Source organism: Streptomyces sp. NPDC014676 (assembly GCF_043084105.1).
Taxonomy (GTDB): domain Bacteria; phylum Actinomycetota; class Actinomycetes; order Streptomycetales; family Streptomycetaceae; genus Streptomyces.
On the sequence record NZ_JBIBZI010000007.1, the window covers coordinates 63,450 to 81,691 of the forward strand.

The following is an 18,242-nucleotide window of genomic DNA, read 5'->3' on the forward strand; positions in this document are numbered from 1 at the left end:
ACTCACGGGGCAACTCCCGTGATCCCTGCTTCAGTTGTGGTCGTTCACGGGGATACCGACGGTAACCCGCTCCGTGCCCTCCCCGCGGGGAGCGGCCACTCCTCGTCGGCCTGAGAACTCCCGGGAGCTTCCACGGGTTCCTGAAGACCCCGCCTCTATGCACGCCTGGCGCAAAACGGCGGCGGGCCGCCGCCCGCCGCCGTCCCGTACCACCCGCTCTCAGCGGTACAGCAGGTACTCCCGCCGCATCCTCCGGAACCCCGCCAGCTCCTCCTGCCAGCCGGCCACCACCTCGTCCGTGTCCGCGCCCGCGTCGATCATGGTGCGCACGCGCGCGGAGCCGGTGAGCTTGTCGATCCAGTGGTCCGGGCGCCAGGCGAAACCGCTCCACGACCGCTTGGCGGTGATCAGCAGCCCGATCCCCGTCCGCACCGGGTCGAACGCATCCCGGTCGTGCACGTGCACCTGGACGCCCCCGACGGTCCTCCCCTGGAACTTGGAGAAGGCCGGCGCGAAGTACGCCTCCCGGAAGCGGACGCCCGCGAGCCCCAGCGCGTTCGCCTCCTCCGCCCAGCGACCGTCGACCCCCTCCGCCCCCAGCAGTTCGAACGGCCGGGTGGTCCCGCGCCCCTCCGACAGGTTCGTCCCCTCGAACAGGCACGTCCCCGCGTACACCAGCGCCGTCTCGGGCGTCGGCATGTTCGGGCTCGGCGGCACCCACGGCAATCCGGAGGCGTCGTAGAAGTCCGACCGCCGCCAGCCCGACATCGGCACGGTCTCCAGCGGCACCGGCACCGTCAGGAACTCCCCGTTGAACAGCAGCGCCAGCTCCGCGACCGTCATCCCGTGCGCCTGCGAGACGGGCTGCCGCCCGACGAACGTCGCGAACTCCTTGTGCAGCACCGGGCCCAGCGCGGCCCGCCCGGTCACCGGGTTCGGCCGGTCCAGGACGACGAACCGCCTGCCCGCGAGCGCGGCGGCCTCCATGCAGTCGAACAGCGTCCAGATGTACGTGTAGAACCGCGCGCCCACGTCCTGGATGTCGAAGACGACCGTGTCCACACCGGACGCCGTGAAGACGTCGGCGAGCGCCTGCCCGCTCTTCAGGTACGTGTCGTAGACCGGCAGGCCGGTCGCCGGGTCGTCGTAGCGGCCTTCCGAGCCGCCCGCCTGGGCGGTGCCCCGGAAGCCGTGCTCGGGGCCGAAGACGGCGGTCAGGTCCACCCGGTCGTCGGCGTGCATCACGTCGACGATGTGCCGCGCGTGCCGGGTGACGCCCGTCGGGTTGGTGACCACGCCCACACGCCGCCCGTCGAGCAGCCCGTAGCCGTCCGCGGCGAGCCGTTCGAACCCGGTGCGCAGCGCCCGGCCGCTCCCGCGCCCCGGCCCGGAAGCGGCGGCGGCCGGCGCGGCACAGGCCGCGACCGCGGTCGTGGTGGTGGCCAGCAGGCTCCGTCTGGACAGCTTCATGCGGTGACCTCCGTGATCGTGGCGGGTGTCATGCGCACGCACGCTAGCGCGCCCGGCCGTCCCGGGGAACGAACCGGACCGGCCCCGCGCGGAACACCCCTTCCACCGGGCATACCGACCGGTTAGTCTGACGCCGGAACCGCTGGGAGCCGCGTCGAAGGAGACCGATGGTGCAAGCCGTGCAGGGTGCGAAGGTGGTCGTCACGGGAGCCGGGGGCGGCATCGGGGCGGCACTCGCCCGCCGCTTCGCCGCTCAGGGGGCGAAGGTCGTCGTCAACGACCTGGACGCCGACCGCGCGAAGGCCGTCGCCCAGGAGATCGGCGGCCTGGCTGTCGTGGGCGACGCCTCCTCGACCGTCGCCGAGGCCCGCGACGCGCTCGGCGGGACGGTCGACGTGTACTGCGCCAACGCGGGCGTCGGCCGCGACGGCGGGGAGCCCGGCGCGCCGCTCGACGAGCAGGGCTGGGCGCTCTCCTGGGACGTCAACGTCATGGCGCACGTCCGCGCGGCGCACGCGCTGCTTCCGGACTGGCTGGAGCGCGGCAGCGGCCGCTTCGTCTCCACCGTCTCCGCCGCCGGACTGCTCACCATGATCGGCACCGCCCCCTACAGCGTCACCAAGCACGGCGCCTACGCCTTCGCCGAGTGGTTGTCGCTGACGTACCGCCACCGCGGGGTGAAGGTCCACGCGATCTGCCCGCAGGGCGTGCGCACCGACATGCTCGACGCCAGCGGCAGCGCGGGCGACCTGGTCCTCAAGCCGACCGCGATCGAGCCGGAGGACGTGGCCGACGCCCTCTTCCGCGGCATGGACGAGGACCGCTTCCTGATCCTGCCGCACCCCGAGGTCGCCGAGTACTACCGGGCCCGCGCCGCCGAGCCGGACCGCTGGCTGGCCGGCATGAACCGCCTCCAGCAGCAGTGGGAGGCGAACCGGTGACCGCCTCCCGCTACGCCGCCAAGCCCTGGCTGGCCCTCCTCACCGACGTCCAGCGCGCCCCGGTCGACCCCGCCGCCTCCCTGGTGCACGCCCTGCGCCGCGCGGTCGCCGAGACCCCCGACCGCGCCTTCCTCGCCTACTTCGACGGCCGCCTCACCTACCGCGAGGCCGACGAGCTCAGCGACTCCGTCGCCGGCCACCTCGCCGCACGCGGCCTGGAACGCGGCGACCGGGTGGCGATCCTGCTGCAGAACTCCCCGCACTTCGTCCTCGCCCTGCTCGGCGCCTGGAAGGCGGGCGCGGTCGTCGTGCCCGTCAACCCCATGTACAAGTCGGGCGAGGTGACGCACGTCCTGCGGGACGCCGGCGTGGCCGCGCTGATCTGCTCCGACCGGGCCTGGGAGTCGTACCTGCGCGACACGGCCGCGAACTCGCCCGTGCGGATCGTCCTCACCGGCTGCGAGCTGGACTTCCAGACCCGCGGCGACACGCGCGTGCTCACCTTCGAACGGCTCCCGCAGGCCCCGGACGCCGACGACCTCACCACCGTCGCCCGCCAGGGACACCCGGCCCCGGAGGACCGCGACCCCGCCCCCGGCGACACCGCGCTGATCAGCTACACCTCGGGCACCAGCGGCACCCCCAAGGGCGCCACCAACACCCACCGCAACATCATGTACAACGCCGAGCGGCAGCGCACCGGGCTCGGCCTGCCCGAGGCGCCCGTCTACTTCGCGCTCGCGCCCCTGTTCCACATCACCGGGATGGTCTGCCAGCTCGGCGCCTGCCTCAACAGCGCGGGCACCCTCGTCCTGGCCTACCGCTTCGAGGCCGGCGTCGTCCTCGACGCCTTCGCCGAGCACCGGCCGCACTACACCGTCGGCCCGTCCACCGCCTTCATGGCGCTGGCCGCCCACCCCGACGCCGGCCGCGACCACTTCTCCTCCTTCCGGGTGATCTCCTCCGGCGGCGCCCCGCTGCCGCCCGCCCTGGTGGAGAAGTTCCGGGCCGGCTTCGGGCCCTACATCCGCAACGGCTACGGGCTGACCGAGTGCACCGCCCCCTGCGCCTCCGTCCCGCCGCACCTTCAGGCGCCCGTCGACGAGGCCTCCGGCACGCTGGCCGTCGGCGTACCGGGCCCCGACACCGTCGTACGGATCGTCGACGACCGGGGCGAGGAGGTGCCCTTCGGCGAGCAGGGCGAGATCGTCGTGCGCGGACCGCAGGTCGTGCCCGGCTACTGGCAGCGGCCCGACGCCACCGCCGAGACCTTCCCCGACGGCGAGCTGCGCACCGGCGACATCGGCTTCATGGACCCCGAGGGCTGGCTGTACGTCGTCGACCGCAAGAAGGACATGATCAACGCGTCCGGCTTCAAGGTGTGGCCGCGCGAGGTCGAGGACGTCCTCTACACGCATCCGGCGGTGCGCGAGGCCGCCGTCGTCGGGGTGCCCGACGGGTACCGCGGGGAGACCGTCAAGGCCTTCATCAGCCTGCGCCCCGGCGCCGAGGCGGACCCGGCCGCGCTCGCCGCGTACTGCAAGGAGAGACTGGCCGCCTACAAGTATCCGCGCCAGGTGGAGATCCTGCCGGACCTGCCGAAAACGGCCAGTGGGAAGATCCTCCGGCGGGAACTGCGTTCCCTGACCCACGACGACTAGCAGCGACACGGAAAGGCGGGTGGCGGCAGTGCCCAGGACGACGGACGGTGACGGGACTCCTGTGCCGCAGCGGCTCCTGGCCGCCGCCACCCGGCTCTTCGCCGAGCGGGGCTACGACCGCACCTCGGTGCAGGAGATCGTCGAGGCGGCAGGCGTCACCAAGGGGGCGCTCTACCACTACTTCGGCTCCAAGGACGACCTGCTGCACGAGGTGTACGCGCGCGTGCTGCGCCTCCAGCAGGAACGCCTCGACCGGTACGCGGACGCCGACGAGCCGGTCGAGAAGCGGCTGCGCGGCGCGGCGGCGGACGTCGTCGTCACCACGATCGAGAACCTCGACGACGCGTCGATCTTCTTCCGCTCCATGCACCACCTCAGCCCCGAGAAGAACAAGCAGGTGCGCGCCGAGCGCCGCCGCTACCACGAACGCTTCCGCGCGCTGATCGAGGAGGGCCAGCGCGAGGGCGTCTTCTCCACGGCGACCCCGGCCGACCTGGTGGTCGACTACCACTTCGGCTCCGTGCACCACCTGTCCACCTGGTACCGCCCCGACGGCCCGCTCAGCCCCCAGGAGGTCGCCGACCACCTGGCGGACCTGCTGCTGCGGGCCCTGCGCGCCTGAGAACACCCTCACGTCCTGTGACCCGCCGGTGCTGCCGGCGGGCCACAGGACGTTCGGGGACTACAGGTACTTCTTCAGCTCCCGGCGGGCCAGCGACCGCTGGTGCACCTCGTCCGGGCCGTCGGCGATCATCAGCGTGCGGGCGCCGGCGTACAGCTCGGCCAGCGGGAAGTCCTGGCTGACGCCGCCCGCGCCGTAGAGCTGGATCGCCCGGTCGAGGATGCCGACGACCGTGCGCGGGGTGGCGATCTTGATGGCCTGGATCTCCGTGTGGGCACCCCGGTTGCCGACGGTGTCCATCATCCAGGCCGTCTTCAGCACCAGCAGCCGCAGCTGCTCGACGGCCACGCGCGCGTCGGCGATCCAGTTCTGCACCACGCCCTGCCGCGCCAGCGCCTTGCCGAAGGCGTCCCGCGACACCGCGCGGCGGCACATCAGCTCGACGGCCCGCTCGGCCATGCCGATCAGCCGCATGCAGTGGTGGATCCGGCCGGGACCGAGCCGGGCCTGCGCGATGGCGAAGCCACCGCCCTCCTCACCGATCAGGTTCGACACCGGCACGCGCGCGTGGTCGAAGACCACCTCGGCGTGCCCGCCGTGGTAGTGGTCCTCGTAACCGAACACCTGCATCGCGCGGGTGATGGTGACGCCCGGCGTGTCGCGCGGGACGAGCACCATGGACTGCTGCCGGCGGATGTCCGCCCCGTCCGGGTCGGTCTTGCCCATCACGATGAAGATCGCGCAGTCCGGATGCATCGCCCCGGAGATGTACCACTTGCGGCCCGTGATGACGTACTCGTCGCCGTCCCGCTCGATGTGCGTGGTGATGTTGGTGGCGTCCGAGGAGGCCACCTCCGGCTCGGTCATCGCGAACGCCGAACGGATCTCACCGGCCAGCAGCGGCCGGAGCCACTGCTTCTTCTGCGCCTCGTCGCCGAACTGCGCCAGCACCTCCATGTTCCCGGTGTCGGGCGCCGCGCAGTTGGTGACGGTCGGCGCGATCTGCGGGGAGCGGCCCATGATCTCGGCGAGCGGCGCGTACTGGAGATTGGTGAGCCCGGCACCGTGCTCGGAGTCGGGCAGGAACAGGTTCCACAGCCCCTGCCGGCGGGCCTCGGCCTTCAGCTCCTCCACCACGGGCACGTTCTCCCACGGCGAGTCCAGCCCGGCCCGCTGCTCGTGGGCGACCGCCTCGGCCGGGTACACGTACTCGTCCATGAAGGCGAGCAGCCTGGCGCGCAGCTCCTCGGTGCGCGCGTCGAACGCGAAGTCCATGGTCCGTCAGCCTTCCTGAAGAGTGGTCAGTCCGTGCCGGATGAAGACCGGGACCAGATCGCCGATGCGGTCGAAGCCGCGCCCGACCGTCCGGCCCAGGGTGTAGCGGTAGTGGATGCCCTCCAGGATCACGGCGAGCTTGAACCAGGCGAACGCCGTGTACCAGGACACCGCGGAGACGTCGCGCCCCGACCGCGCGGCGTACCGCTCGATCAGCTCGGCCGGCGTGGGGTGCCCGGGCGCCTCGGCGGTCGTGGAGACGGGGGAGTCCGGCATGCCCAGCGGCATGCTGTACATCACCAGCAGCCCCAGGTCCGTCAGCGGATCGCCGAGCGTGGACATCTCCCAGTCGAGGACGGCCTTGATCTCGTCGTGCTCGCCGATCAGCACGTTGTCGAGGCGGTAGTCGCCGTGCACCACGGCGGGTGCGGGGGAGTCGGGCAGCTCGCGCCCGAGCGCCGCGTGCAGCTCGTCGATCCCGGCCAGCTCCCGGTTGCGGGAGGCGTCGAGCTGCTTGCCCCAGCGCCGCAGCTGCCGGTCCAGGAAGCCCTCGGGGCGGCCGAAGTCCGTGAGCCCCACCTCGCCGGGCTCCACGGCGTGCAGCTCGACCAGCGTGTCGACCAGGTTCAGCACCGCGTCCCGGGTGCGCTCGGCGCCGAGCGGGGCGAGCTGGCCGGCCGTCCGGTACGGAGTGCCCTCGACGAAGTCCATGACGTAGAACGGCGCCCCGAGCACCTCCTCGTCCTCGCACAGCAGCACGGTGCGCGGCACCGGCACGGCGGTCGGGTGCAGCGCGCTGATCACCCGGTGCTCGCGCTTCATGTCGTGCGCGGTGGCCAGCACATGGCCGAGCGGGGGACGCCGTACGACCCACTTCGAGGTGCCGTCGGAGACCGCGTACGTGAGGTTCGACCTGCCGCCCTCGATCAGCCGGCCGGTGAGCGGGCCGTTCACCAGGCCGGGCCGCTCCCGTTCGAGCAGGCCGCGCAGCCGGTCGAGATCGAGTCCGGGCGGGTGGTCGGGGCTCATCGTCGCTCCTACGGGCAGGAAACAGTACCCGCCTTATGATGCCGACCGGTCGGTATGCCGTCCAGAGCGGCGATCGAACGTGATCGGGGCCACGATAGGCGTTCGTCGCGCCCGCGGCGCCGTCCGGCCGCCACGCGAATGGCGTATATCGGGCCATTCGGCTTGCACCGCGCGCGCGGACACCGGAGGGTCGGACCCATGAAGGCGATCAGCTACTCACGGTACGGCGGCCCCGAGGTGCTCGGACTCGGGGAGGTCGACGACCCCAGGGTCGGCCCCGACTCGGTACTGGTCCGGGTGCGGGCGGCGGCCGTCAACCCGGTCGACTGGAAGTGCCGCGAGGGCTATCTCGATCCGGTCCTCCAGCCGGTGTTCCCGGTCGTCCCCGGCTGGGACGTCTCGGGCGTGGTCGTCCAGCCCGGTCCCGCCGTACCGGAGTTCGCCGTCGGCGACGAGGTCATCGGCTATGTGCGCGAGGACGTCCTCTCGCGCGGCACCTTCGCCGAGTACGTGGCCGCCCCGGTACGCGCCCTCGCGCGCAAGCCGCGCGCCCTGTCCTTCGAGGAGGCGGCCGGCCTCCCGCTCGCGGGGCTCACCGCCTATCAGGTGCTGCACCGCGTCCTCGAGGTCAAGCGGGGCGAGACCGTCCTGGTGCACGCCGCGGCCGGCGGTGTCGGGTCCATCGCCGTCCAGCTCGCCACCCACCTCGGCGCCCGGGTCATCGGCACGGCGAGCGAGCGCAACCACGACTTCGTACGCGGGCTGGGCGGGGAACCGGTGAGCCACGGCGAGGGCCTGGCCGAACGGGTACGGGGACTGGCGCCCGAGGGCGTGGACGCGGTGTTCGACACGATCGGTGGCGACGCCCTCAGGACCTCCGCGAACCTGCTGGCCCCCGAGGGCCGCCTGGCCTCGATCACCGACCCCGAGGTGGTGAGCTACGGCGGACGCTACTGGTTCGTCCGCCCCGACCCCCAGGACCTCCAGCACCTCTCCGACCTGGCGGACCAGGGCACGGTCACCGTCCACGTCTCGGAGACCTTCCCCCTGGACCGCGCGGCGGACGCCCACCGCCTGAACCAGGAAGGCCGCACCAGGGGCAAGATCGTGGTGACGATCAGCTAATCCAGCCCGTCCGGCGTTTGAGGACAAGGCCCGTCCAGGGCCGAAGGGGGGTCCGGGGGCACAGCCCCCGGGGACGGGACGGGAAGGGGCGGCGGGGGCGAAAACCCACTGAGCACCCCACCTCACCCCGAACCGACGAGCACCGCCCCGCACCCGGCCATGGCCACGGTGCAGACCACCACAACCGCCGCAGACGGCGAACCGAGCGCCCCCGGCTCGCTCACAGCCGCCAGTCCCCGAATCCGCCGATGGGCAACCCACAGAAATCCCACCCAAAAACCACAACACAACACACACGCCACAACCCCGGCCGCCGACACCCCACCCGCCAGCGCCGTCTTCACGGCGAGCATCGCCGCGACCGTCGCCGACAGCGTCGTACGCCGCCACGCGAGCCGCGTCCGCTCGGGCTGCAGCCCCGGATCCCGCTCCGCGGCCCGGCCCGCCGCCGTCACCCCGCTCACCCGTCCCACCCGAAGAGCACGACGGCGACCATCGCCCCGGCCACCACCGCCACCACAAGACTCAGCAGCGCCGGGAACCGCGACACCGGCAGATCCTCCCCCCGCCGCATCGCCCGCTCGCACCGCACCCAGTGATTGACCGCCCGCAACGCGCACAGCGCCCCCGCGGCCAGCAGCGCCAGCGCCAGCCCGACCCGCCACCCCCACCGCAGATCCGGCAGGAACTGGTCCACGGCGAACCCGCCCCCGATCAACGCGAGCGCGGTGCGCAGCCAGGCCAGGAACGTCCGCTCGTTCGCCAGCGAGAACCGGTAGTCGGGCGTGTCGCCCTCCTGCCGCACCTCGCCGGGCGCGAACCACAACCGAACGTTCCGCGCAAAATCGATCACGCCGCGACCTTACCGGGGCCACCCCCTCCCGCACCGGGCCGACGGCCGGGGACGAAGCCCCTGCTCAGCCCTCGGCCCGTCCCGCCCGGTACGCCTTGAGCCGCCGGTACGCCGCCAGCCCGTCCGGAGTCCACTCCCACTCCCCGAGCCGCCGCTCCAGCTCCGCCTCCGGCAGGAAGTCCCCCCAGGCCACCTCCTCCGGCTGCGGCCGTACGGGCCGGTCGCAGCGCACCTCGTACACCGCCGACCACCAGCTCCGGCCCGCCCCGTCGTCGTACAGGAACGTGAGGACGTGCCCGGGGCGCGGCAGCCCGTTCACGCCCAGCTCCTCCTCGGCCTCCCGCAGCGCCGCCTCGTCGTAGCTCTCGCCCGCGCCGACGACCCCGCCGACGAACATGTCGTACAGGGAGGGGAAGACCTGCTTGGCCGCGGTGCGGCGGTGGACGAAGATCCGCCCCTCGGCGTCCCGGACGAGGACGAAGGCGCAGCGGTGGCGCAGCCCCCGCGCGTAGGCCTCCCCGCGCGGGGACCGTCCGACCACCCGGTCGTCCTCGTCGACGATGTCGATGATTTCCTCAGCACTCATACGGCCATCCAAGCAGCGGCGGCCCGTGCCCGGCCGCATACTCCATCCGGGTGGCCTTCCGGCCCCGGATGTCACAAGTAGCCCGTTCGTGACCACAGTTGACGCGAGTAACACCCGGGACGCCCTTGACGTGATCTGTTGGCTGACGGTTTGCTGTCTGTGATCAGCTCATGGCAATCGGCAGCCGACCACTGCCGCACCGACCACCCGCCGTGAGCCGGCGACCACAAGAAGAGCGCGTGAGGAAGTCCCGCGGTGCCCCCACCCCCGCCTCCCCTCGGCCGCGCCCGCAGACGGGCGGCACAGGCCTTCGACGAGGCCCTCGACGACGCCGAACTCGTCACCGCGCGGACCGCGCTGGCACAGGGCCGCTGGCAGAACACCCGCTCGCTGCTGGTCCGCACGGGGGAGGACTGGGACCGCCGGGGCCACCGGATCACGGTGCTCGCACGGGAGACGTACTGCGCCGCCTGGGCCCGCGAGTGGCTGCTCGCCGAACCAGACTCCGGTGACGCGTCCGTGCTGCTCGCCCTGGCCCAGGTGCGGCGCGCGCTGCGCGGCAAGGAGAAGCCGGCCCGCGCCCGCGAGGCCTGCCACCGGGCGGCGGAGCTGGTGCCCGCCGACCCCACCCCCTGGCTCGGGCTGCTCCTGCTGGAGTGCGCCCGGGGGGCCGAGGGGGACGTGGTCCGGCTCTTCGAGCGGATCCGCACCCGGTACGCGGACCACCACCACGCCCACCACCTGGTGGTCTCCTGGCTCGCCGAACGCCGCGTGGAGGCGGGCCCGGACCCGCTGCACGAGGTGTACGACTTCGCCAACTGGGCCGCCGAACAGGCGCCCGCGGACTCCCCGCTGGCGGTCCTGCCGGTCATCGCGCACGCCGAGCGCTACCGCGCCCTGGCCGCCGCCGGACACGAACCCGCCGACCCGGTCGCCTCCGGCCACTGGGTCGGCCGCCGCGCCCGGCAGGTGATGAAGGCCGCCTTCGACTGGTGGCTGGAGTGGGAGCACGAAGGCCACCCGCGCCGCCTGGTCGACCTCAACTTCCTTGCCCACGCCAAGGTCTGCGAGGGCCGGGGCGCCGAGGCCGCCGCCCTCTTCCACCGCATCGGAGACCACGCCACACCCACCCCTTGGTCGTACCCCGACCGTGACGCCCTGACCGCCTTCCGCACCGCCCGCGCCGCAGCCCTGGGCACGGTCTGACCCCGACCCCACCCCCCGCCCACCGCAACCACCACCGACCAAGGACGGTCTCGAGATGACGACGGACAGTTCGAGCACTTCGAGCAGGAGCAGAGCGACAGCCGACGGCATCAGCACCTTCAAGGGGCAGGAGCGCGCCCTGCGCGCCGACCGCCTCGGCACGGGGGGCCTGCTGCTCTCCGTCCTCGCCGCGACCGCCCCCCTCATGGTGGTCGCAGGTGTCATGCCCACCACATTCGCGGTGATGGGCATCGTCGGCCAGCCGCTGCTCTTCGTGATCCTCGGCGTCGTACTGGTCCTCTTCAGCCTCGGCTACGCCGAGATGAGCCGGCACGTCCACAACGCCGGCGCCTTCTACGCCTACATCTCCCGCGGCCTCGGCGGCACCGCCGGAGCGGGCGCCGCCCTGGTCGCGCTCGTCGCCTACAACGCCCTCCAGATCGGCATCTACGGCATCTTCGGCTTCGAGGTCTCCGGTCTCTTCGCCACCTACGCCGACCTCGAGGTCGCCTGGTGGATACCGGCGCTCGTGGCCGTCCTCGCCGTCGGCGCGCTGGGCTGGCTGAAGATCGACGTCAACGCGCGCGTGCTCGGCGTGCTGCTGGTCATCGAGGTGCTGCTGGTCGTCGTCTTCGACATCGCCGCCGTCGCCGACCCCGGCACGGAGGGCCTGTCGCTGCACGCCTTCGACCCGGACACGCTCACCGGCGCCGGCGTCGGCACCGCCCTGTGCTTCTGCATCGCCGCCTTCCTCGGCTTCGAACAGGCCCCCGTCTACGCCGAGGAGACCAGCAGGCCGCACGTCCTCGTACCGCGCGTGATGTTCCTCGCGGTCACCGGCGTCGCCGTCTTCTTCGCCCTCAGCAGCTGGGCGCTCACCGTCGCCACCGGCCCCGCAGGGATCGTCGGCGCCTCCCGGGAACAGAGCGCCGGCCTGCTGTTCTTCCTCACCGAGGACCGACTGGGCGGCACCTTCACCGACGTCCTGCACGTCCTCTTCGTGACCGGCATGTTCGCGGCCATGCTCAGCTTCCACAACGTCGTCGCCCGGTACGCCTTCGCCATGGGCCGCGAGGGCCTGCTGCCCGCCGCCTTCGGCCGCACCACCGGCACCAGCGGCGCCCCCGGCACCGGCTCCCTGCTCCAGACCGTCATCGCCACCGTGCTCGTCCTCGCCTTCGCGCTCACCGACGACAAGCCCACCGGCGACCCGACCGCGCCGGTCCTGCACCTGTTCACCTGGGGCGGCAACGTCGGCGCGCTCGGCGTGATCGTGCTGATGGCCATCGCCTCCCTGTCCGTCGTCGTCTTCTTCGTCCGGCGCGGCGCCGCGGGCGCGCAGGGCTGGCGGCTGGCCACCTCCGCGCTGGCGGGCATCGCCCTGGTCGTCATCGCGGGCTACACGGTCAAGGACTTCGACGTCCTGGTCGGCGCGGGCCCCGACTCCTCGCTGAGCCTGCTCCTGCCCGGCATCATCGGACTCGCCCTGGTCGTCGGCCTGGTCCAGGGCGCGGTCCTGCGCGCCCGCGCCCCCGAGAAGCACGCCCGCATCGGGCTCGGCAACGAGGCGTTCCAGCTCGAGAAGGAGGCCGAGCGCACCTCGTAGGAGAGCTGATTACGGAAGTCTGACGGGCACCCGCGCTCCCTGGCCCGACGGGGACGCGGGTGCTCGAATGGAGGAGTGAACTCCGAACAGCCGCCACCGCCCCCCGACGAGGGGGACGCGCGGGGCAGGCCCATCGGCCGCCGTGTCTTCCTCGGCACCCTCGGCCTGGGCGCCCTCGGCGTGGCCACCGCGCCCACCCTGCAACGCGGCCTGGAATCCTTCCTCGCCGGAGCCTCCGACAAGGACCCCACCGGCCTGACCGGACTGCTCCCCAACGGCGGCGGCTTCCGCTACTACTCGGTCACCTCCTCCGTCCCGCGGAAGAACGCTGGCACCTACCGCCTCACGGTCGACGGCCTCGTCGACCGCCCCGCCTCCTACACCCTGGCCGAGCTGAAGGCCCTGCCGCAGACCCGCATGGTCCGCGACGTCCAGTGCGTCACCGGCTGGCGGGTGCCGGACACGCCGTTCGAGGGGGTGCGCCTGTCCCGGCTCCTGGACGCCGCGGGCGTACGCTCCTCGGCCGGGGCGGTGCGCTTCACCTGCTTCGACGGCGCGTACTCCGAGAGCCTCACCCTCGACCAGGCCCGCCGCGCCGACGTCCTGGTCGCACTGCGCATGCGGGACGAGGACCTCGGCCACGCCCACGGCGGTCCGGTCCGCCTCTACGTGGCCCCGATGTACTTCTACAAGTCGGCCAAGTGGCTCTCCGGCATCACCGTCACCGAGGACGTCGAACCCGGCTACTGGGAGGAGCGCGGCTACGACATCGACGCCTGGGTCGGCCGCTCGAACGGACGCGACGATGAGCCTACGAGCTGACGCCCCGCCCGCCGCCACCGCCGTACGGCGCTTCGGCCGCGCCCAGCGGTGGGCGCACCGCGCCACGGCCGTCCTGATGGGCGTCTGCGTGGCCACGGCCGCCTGCCTCTACCTCCCCCAGCTCGCCCAGCTCGTGGGCCGCCGCGCCCTCGTCGTCACCCTCCACCAGTGGTCCGGGCTCGCCCTGCCCGTCCCCGTCCTCGCCGCTCTCGCCTCCCGCGCCTTCCGCGCCGACCTGGGCCGCCTCAACCGCTTCGGCCCGCACGACCGCGTCTGGCTGCGGGCCGCCCTGCGCCGCGACAAGCGCCCCTCGTCCCGCCCGGCCGGCAAGTTCAACGCCGGCCAGAAGGTCTACGCGGCCTGGATCGCGGGTGCCACCCTGGTGATGCTCGGCACCGGACTGCTGATGTGGTTCACCCACCTCACCCCGCTGGTGTGGCGCACCAGCGCGACCTTCGTCCACGACTGGCTGGCGCTGACCATCGGCATCGTCCTCGCCGGGCACATCGGCATGGCCCTGGCGGACCCCGAGGCCCGGCGCGGCATGCGCACGGGCTCGGTCGACCGCGACTGGGCGGAGCGCGAACACCCGCTGTGGCGCCCCTGAGACGACACGGGCCCACCCGCGCCCCGAGGGGGAGCGGGTGGGCCGTACGCGTCCGGCCTTCAGCCGGACGAGCAACCGAATGATCAGCTGAACGAACAGCTAAATGATCAACGACAGCAGCAGCACCAGAGCACCGGCGACCACCGAGATGATCGTCTCCATGATCGACCAGGTCTTGATCGTCTGCCCGACGTTCAGCCCGAAGTACTCCTTCACCAGCCAGAACCCGGCGTCGTTGACATGGCTGAAGAACAGCGAACCCGCACCGATCGCCAGCACCAGCAGGGCCGCGTGCGTGGTCGACATGTCGGCCGCCAGCGGCGCCACCAGACCGGCCGCCGAGACGGTCGCCACCGTCGCCGAACCGGTCGCCAGCCGGATCGCCACCGCGATCAGCCAGGCCAGCAGCAGCGCCGGGATCGACCAGTCCTCGGAGATCTCCAGGATCATCCGGCCCACACCGGTGTCGATCAGCGTCTGCTTGAAACCACCGCCCGCGCCGACGATCAGCAGGATGCCCGCGATCGGCGCGAGCCCCTTCTCGACCAGGGACGAGATCCGCTCCTTGCTGAACCCGGCGGGCATCCCCAGGGTGAAGATGCCGACCAGCACGGCCGCGAGCAGCGCGATCAGCGGGGAGCCGACCACGTCGAACACACGCTGCACGTGGTGCTCGGGGTCGTCGATGACGATGTCGACCAGCGCCTTGGCCAGCATCAGCACGACCGGCAGCAGGATCGTGGCCAGCGTCGCGCCGAAGCTCGGACGCTTCTCCAGGTCCTCGGAGGGCCGCTGCGGGATCATCCGCTCCGGAGCCGGGACGTCCACCCAGCGGGCGGCGTACTTCGAGAACAGCGGACCGGCGATGACGACCGTCGGTATGGCGACGAGCACGCCCAGCGCCAGCGTCACACCGAGGTTGGCGCCGACGGCGTCGATCGCGACCAGCGGACCGGGGTGCGGCGGCACCAGACCGTGCATCACGGACAGACCGGCGAGCGCCGGGATGCCGATGCGCATCAGGGAGTAGTTGCCGCGCTTGGCGACCATCAGCACCACCGGGATCAGCAGCACCACGCCGACCTCGAAGAACAGCGGCAGACCGATCACCGAGGCGATCAGCACCATCGCCCACGGCATGGAACGGCCGCTCGCCTTGGCGAGGATGGTGTCGACGATCTGGTCGGCGCCGCCGGAGTCGGCGAGCATCTTGCCGAGGATCGCACCGAGGGCGATCAGCACGCCCACACCGGCGACGGTGGAGCCGAGTCCGGCACTGAAGCTGGTGATCACCTTGTCGAGCGGCGCGCCGGCGAACGCGCCGAGCGCCAGCGTCCCGATGGTCAGCGACAGGAAGGCGTGCAGCTTGAACTTGGTGATGAGCAGGACGATGACGGCGATGCCCAGGAGCACGGCGATGCCCAGCTGGGCGTGGCCGGCTGAGGTGATCGGCTCGGGTGCGTCCGCTGCCAGCATCTCAACGCTGAGTCTGGTCACGGTGGTTCCCTTGTTTCTACGGGGGTCGGGGAGGAAACCGGGGAGGTGGGGGCGCCCCGGGAACTGGGGGTCCGGTCAGGGACCTACGGGGCCGGCTCGGAGAGGGCGTCCAGGGCGGTGGCCGCCCGGGCGGTGATCTCCTCGGGGCTGCCCGCCACGTCCACGGCGACTCCGGCCTCGTCCGGCTCCAGCGGCTGGAGCGTGGCGAACTGGGAGTCGAGCAGTGCCGTGGGCATGAAATGGCCCTGCCGGTGCGACATCCGGTCCTCGATGAGCGCGCGGTCACCGCTGAGGTGCACGAAGACCACGCCGGGCGCGGCGGCCCGCAGCCGGTCGCGGTACGACCGCTTCAGCGCCGAGCAGCTGACCACCCCGCCGAGACCGTCCCGGCCGTGCGCCCAGTCGCCGATGGCGTCCAGCCAGGGCCACCGGTCGTCGTCGGTGAGCGGGGTACCGGCCGACATCTTGGCGATGTTGGCCGGCGGGTGGAAGTCGTCGCCCTCGGCGTACGGAACGCCGAACCGGGCCGCGAGCAGGGGACCGATGGTGGTCTTCCCGGTGCCCGCGACGCCCATGACCACGACGACATGGGGGGTGTTCATCGCTGCCTCACTGTCCGCTGTCTTCGTCGACACCTGATGTCGACGCAACTGAAGCTCATTAGGTACGACGAATTCAAGAGTCTGTGACATATAAGTCTGACTTTTTGTTCCCGTGACCCGCCCCGTACTCTGAGTGCATGAGCACCACGGGCCGGGGGCTGCACGGCCGCGTACTGGACACCCTCGGCCCCGAGATCACCGCCGGCGAGTGCCCGCCCGGCAGCGTCCTGCGCACCGACGAACTCGCACAGCGCTTCGACGTGTCGCGCTCCGTGATGCGCGAGGTCGTCCGCGTCCTGGAGTCCATGCACCTGGTCGAGTCCCGGCGCCGCGTGGGCGTGACGGTCCTGCCGGCCCACGAGTGGAACGTGTACGACCCCCAGGTCATCCGCTGGCGCCTGGCCGGCGCGGACCGCCCCCGCCAGCTCCGCTCCCTCACGGTGCTGCGCTCGGCGATCGAGCCCGTCGCGGCCGGCCTGGCCGCCCGCCACGCCACCCCGGAGCAGTGCGCCGAACTCACCGAGTGCGCCCTCGGCATGGTCGCCAACTCCAGCGGTCACCGCCTGGAGGGCTACCTCTTCCACGACGTGGCGTTCCACCGCGTGATCCTGACCGCCTCCGGCAACGAGATGTTCGCCCGCCTCGGTGACGTCGTCGCGGAGGTGCTGTCCGGCCGCACCCACCACGACGTGATGTTCGAGGACCCCGACCCCGCCGCCGTCACCCTGCACGTCCAGCTCGCCGAGGCGGTCCGCGAACGCGACGCCGCCCGCGCGGAGAAACTGACCCGCGAGATCACCGAGGGCGCCCTCCAGGAACTGGACATCCTGGCGCCCTGACGGCCGTACGGTGTCGGACCCCGGCGCTAGGTTTCCCGCATGAACCCCGAGAGACTCCGGAAGCTGGACCGCGTCCGTGAGAAGGCACTCGCGCGCGGCGTACCGTCCGGCGAGGTGGAGAGGTGGCTGGACGCCGCCCGCCCGTGCGCGACCCTCGCCCCGCACGGGGACGGACCGGTCGTGGGCCGTTTCGGCGGACCGGCACTGCTCCCCGCCGACTTCCCCGGCCTCCCCAAGCGCACCTACCTGATCGCGTCCCTGGACCTCGCGGCGCTGCCCGCGGACGCGACGACGCTGCCCCTGCCGCGCGACGGCGCGCTCCTGCTGTTCGCCCGTTCCCACGACGAGGGCCTGGACGCGGGCGGCGAGGCGGTGCACGTCCCGGCCGGGACACCCGTCGAGGAACGCCCGCTGGATTCCGGCTACGCGCCGGGCGACGCGTGGGAGGGCCTGGACTCGGGCCTGCGCACGGCGGGGGAACTGCGGCTGCGGTACAACGTCTCCCTGCCCGACAACGAATCCCTCTTCGACCCCGCCGAACATCCCCACGCCCCGGCCCTGCGCGGCGCCTGGAACGATGTGCGGCACGAGGACCGGCACCTCCTCGGCGCCTCGCGCCTCCAGCTCGACGGCTACTCCACCGACCCCTACGGTGAGACCGACCTCGTCACCTACGCCGCGTGGAGGGAAGCCGACAGGACGGGGAAGCCTCCCCGCCTCGAGGCCTGGGCCCTCCTGGCCCAGTGGTACGGAGGCGCGTACATCGCCGGTGACGTCTACTGGACGATCACCCGGCAGAACGCGGCGGAGCGGCGTTTCGACGAGGCGACGGTCCTGGGATTCTTCGAAGGACCGGGGTGAACCCCACCCCGGCACGGGGACTACTCCAGGAACTCCCCGTCGACGTACACCCACGCCCCGTCGACCCGCTCGAACCGGCTGCGCTCGTGCAGTGAGCCGCCCCGGTAGGAGGCCCGGAAGGTCACCGTCCCGGTGGAGTGGAAGGCGGACCCGCCGTCGGTGTCCAGGATCTCCAGCCCGGTCCACCGCATCCCGGGATCGAAGTCGACCCGCTCCGGCCGCGTCCCCGGATGCCAGGTCCGCAGCAGATACGCCCCGTCCCGCCGCACGAACGCGCAGTACCGCGACCGCATCAGCCGCTCGGCGGTGGGCGCGGCGGCGGCCCCGCTGTGGAACCGGCCGCAGCATGCCTCGTACGGCTCGGGGAGCCCGCAGGGGCAGGAACGTGTGGTCATGGCGACCATTCTGTCCGATCGTTCTCAAGGCCGGGATACGGGAGCTGTGGATCAGTGGTCCGTGCCGGGCGCTGTCCCATGCCGCACTGTGATCATCCACGAGTCCGGCGAAACCGGCCTCACGCATGAAACCCGACACCTAGTCTGACGAGTGGATCACAGAGTGACGGCTGATGTGCTGCTTCATCAGGCCTGCTGGGAGGGAAACGGCGTAGTGACCACGGATGTTCAAGGACCGGCATGGG

General features: G+C 72.2%; 19 protein-coding genes. 10 read left to right on the forward strand and 9 right to left on the reverse strand.

The features are described from left to right. Positions 1 to 219: 219 nt before the first annotated feature. Complete coding sequence (locus ACF1DX_RS20845; protein WP_391792640.1) at positions 220 to 1,470, reverse strand: exo-beta-N-acetylmuramidase NamZ domain-containing protein; 1,251 nt, start codon at positions 1,468 to 1,470, stop codon at positions 220 to 222. A 167-nt stretch (positions 1,471 to 1,637) separates the two neighbouring features. On the opposite strand from ACF1DX_RS20845, the gene ACF1DX_RS20850 reads away from it, so the two are divergent. Genes ACF1DX_RS20850 through ACF1DX_RS20860 form a run of 3 tightly spaced genes read left to right on the forward strand, consistent with a single transcriptional unit; the run spans position 1,638 to position 4,694 of the window. Next, complete coding sequence (locus tag ACF1DX_RS20850; RefSeq protein ID WP_391792641.1) at positions 1,638 to 2,411, forward strand: SDR family oxidoreductase; 774 nt, start codon at positions 1,638 to 1,640, stop codon at positions 2,409 to 2,411. Continuing rightward, positions 2,408 to 4,072 carry a class I adenylate-forming enzyme family protein gene (locus tag ACF1DX_RS20855; RefSeq protein WP_391792642.1) on the forward strand — a complete coding sequence of 555 codons (1,665 nt, stop codon included), beginning with the start codon at positions 2,408 to 2,410 and terminating at the stop codon, positions 4,070 to 4,072. The genes ACF1DX_RS20850 and ACF1DX_RS20855 overlap by 4 nt, the downstream gene beginning before the upstream one ends. 28 nt (positions 4,073 to 4,100) lie before the next feature. Further along, positions 4,101 to 4,694: a TetR/AcrR family transcriptional regulator gene (locus ACF1DX_RS20860; RefSeq protein ID WP_391792643.1), complete on the forward strand. Its 594-nt coding sequence runs from the start codon at positions 4,101 to 4,103 to the stop codon at positions 4,692 to 4,694. A gap of 60 nt (positions 4,695 to 4,754) precedes the next feature. Here ACF1DX_RS20860 and ACF1DX_RS20865 read toward each other — a convergent pair whose 3' ends face one another. Beyond that, positions 4,755 to 5,969 carry an acyl-CoA dehydrogenase family protein gene (locus ACF1DX_RS20865; RefSeq protein WP_391792644.1) on the reverse strand — a complete coding sequence of 405 codons (1,215 nt, stop codon included), beginning with the start codon at positions 5,967 to 5,969 and terminating at the stop codon, positions 4,755 to 4,757. A 6-nt stretch (positions 5,970 to 5,975) separates the two neighbouring features. After that, entirely contained in the window at positions 5,976 to 6,998 is a 1,023-nt protein-coding gene (locus ACF1DX_RS20870; RefSeq protein ID WP_391792645.1) for a phosphotransferase family protein, read from the reverse strand. 198 nt (positions 6,999 to 7,196) lie between these two features. Between ACF1DX_RS20870 and ACF1DX_RS20875 the strand changes: the two genes are divergently transcribed. Further along, on the forward strand, positions 7,197 to 8,123 hold the full coding sequence (locus ACF1DX_RS20875) for an NADP-dependent oxidoreductase (RefSeq protein ID WP_391792646.1): 927 nt from the start codon (positions 7,197 to 7,199) through the stop codon (positions 8,121 to 8,123). A 122-nt stretch (positions 8,124 to 8,245) separates the two neighbouring features. Here the strand turns inward: ACF1DX_RS20875 and ACF1DX_RS20880 are convergent, their stop codons facing one another. From ACF1DX_RS20880 to ACF1DX_RS20890, 3 genes are all read right to left on the reverse strand, one after another. After that, positions 8,246 to 8,587 carry a DUF202 domain-containing protein gene (locus tag ACF1DX_RS20880; RefSeq protein WP_391792647.1) on the reverse strand — a complete coding sequence of 114 codons (342 nt, stop codon included), beginning with the start codon at positions 8,585 to 8,587 and terminating at the stop codon, positions 8,246 to 8,248. Further along, the gene (locus tag ACF1DX_RS20885; protein ID WP_391792648.1) at positions 8,584 to 8,976 is read right to left on the reverse strand and encodes a YidH family protein; all 393 of its coding nucleotides are present in this window, start codon (positions 8,974 to 8,976) and stop codon (positions 8,584 to 8,586) included. Before ACF1DX_RS20885 ends, ACF1DX_RS20880 begins: the two co-directional genes overlap by 4 nt. Positions 8,977 to 9,040: 64 nt before the next feature. Next, positions 9,041 to 9,562, reverse strand: a complete 522-nt coding sequence (locus ACF1DX_RS20890) for an NUDIX hydrolase (RefSeq protein WP_391792649.1) — start codon at positions 9,560 to 9,562, stop codon at positions 9,041 to 9,043. Between the two features lie 255 nt (positions 9,563 to 9,817). Between ACF1DX_RS20890 and ACF1DX_RS20895 the strand changes: the two genes are divergently transcribed. The 4 genes from ACF1DX_RS20895 (at position 9,818) to ACF1DX_RS20910 (ending at position 13,803) form a co-directional block, all read left to right on the forward strand. Continuing rightward, positions 9,818 to 10,768, forward strand: coding sequence for a hypothetical protein (locus ACF1DX_RS20895; protein WP_391792650.1), 951 nt, complete (start codon positions 9,818 to 9,820; stop codon positions 10,766 to 10,768). Between the two features lie 55 nt (positions 10,769 to 10,823). Next, on the forward strand, positions 10,824 to 12,374 hold the full coding sequence (locus ACF1DX_RS20900) for an APC family permease (RefSeq protein ID WP_391792651.1): 1,551 nt from the start codon (positions 10,824 to 10,826) through the stop codon (positions 12,372 to 12,374). A 75-nt stretch (positions 12,375 to 12,449) separates the two neighbouring features. Continuing rightward, a complete protein-coding gene (locus ACF1DX_RS20905; protein ID WP_391792652.1) occupies positions 12,450 to 13,196 on the forward strand; it encodes a molybdopterin-dependent oxidoreductase in 747 nt (248 codons plus the stop codon). After that, a complete protein-coding gene (locus ACF1DX_RS20910) occupies positions 13,180 to 13,803 on the forward strand; it encodes a cytochrome b/b6 domain-containing protein (protein WP_391792653.1) in 624 nt (207 codons plus the stop codon). The genes ACF1DX_RS20905 and ACF1DX_RS20910 overlap by 17 nt, the downstream gene beginning before the upstream one ends. 99 nt (positions 13,804 to 13,902) lie before the next feature. Here the strand turns inward: ACF1DX_RS20910 and ACF1DX_RS20915 are convergent, their stop codons facing one another. Beyond that, positions 13,903 to 15,300, reverse strand: a complete 1,398-nt coding sequence (locus ACF1DX_RS20915) for a gluconate:H+ symporter (protein WP_391792654.1) — start codon at positions 15,298 to 15,300, stop codon at positions 13,903 to 13,905. 83 nt (positions 15,301 to 15,383) lie between these two features. Next, positions 15,384 to 15,902, reverse strand: a complete 519-nt coding sequence (locus ACF1DX_RS20920) for a gluconokinase (protein WP_391792655.1) — start codon at positions 15,900 to 15,902, stop codon at positions 15,384 to 15,386. Between the two features lie 137 nt (positions 15,903 to 16,039). Between ACF1DX_RS20920 and ACF1DX_RS20925 the strand changes: the two genes are divergently transcribed. After that, entirely contained in the window at positions 16,040 to 16,741 is a 702-nt protein-coding gene (locus ACF1DX_RS20925; RefSeq protein ID WP_391792656.1) for a FadR/GntR family transcriptional regulator, read from the forward strand. 39 nt (positions 16,742 to 16,780) lie between these two features. Continuing rightward, positions 16,781 to 17,602: a DUF1963 domain-containing protein gene (locus ACF1DX_RS20930; RefSeq protein WP_391792657.1), complete on the forward strand. Its 822-nt coding sequence runs from the start codon at positions 16,781 to 16,783 to the stop codon at positions 17,600 to 17,602. Positions 17,603 to 17,622: 20 nt separating this feature from the next. On the opposite strand, the gene ACF1DX_RS20935 is transcribed toward ACF1DX_RS20930, so the two are convergent. Further along, positions 17,623 to 18,006: a YchJ family protein gene (locus tag ACF1DX_RS20935; protein ID WP_391792658.1), complete on the reverse strand. Its 384-nt coding sequence runs from the start codon at positions 18,004 to 18,006 to the stop codon at positions 17,623 to 17,625. Positions 18,007 to 18,242: the final 236 nt, after the last annotated feature.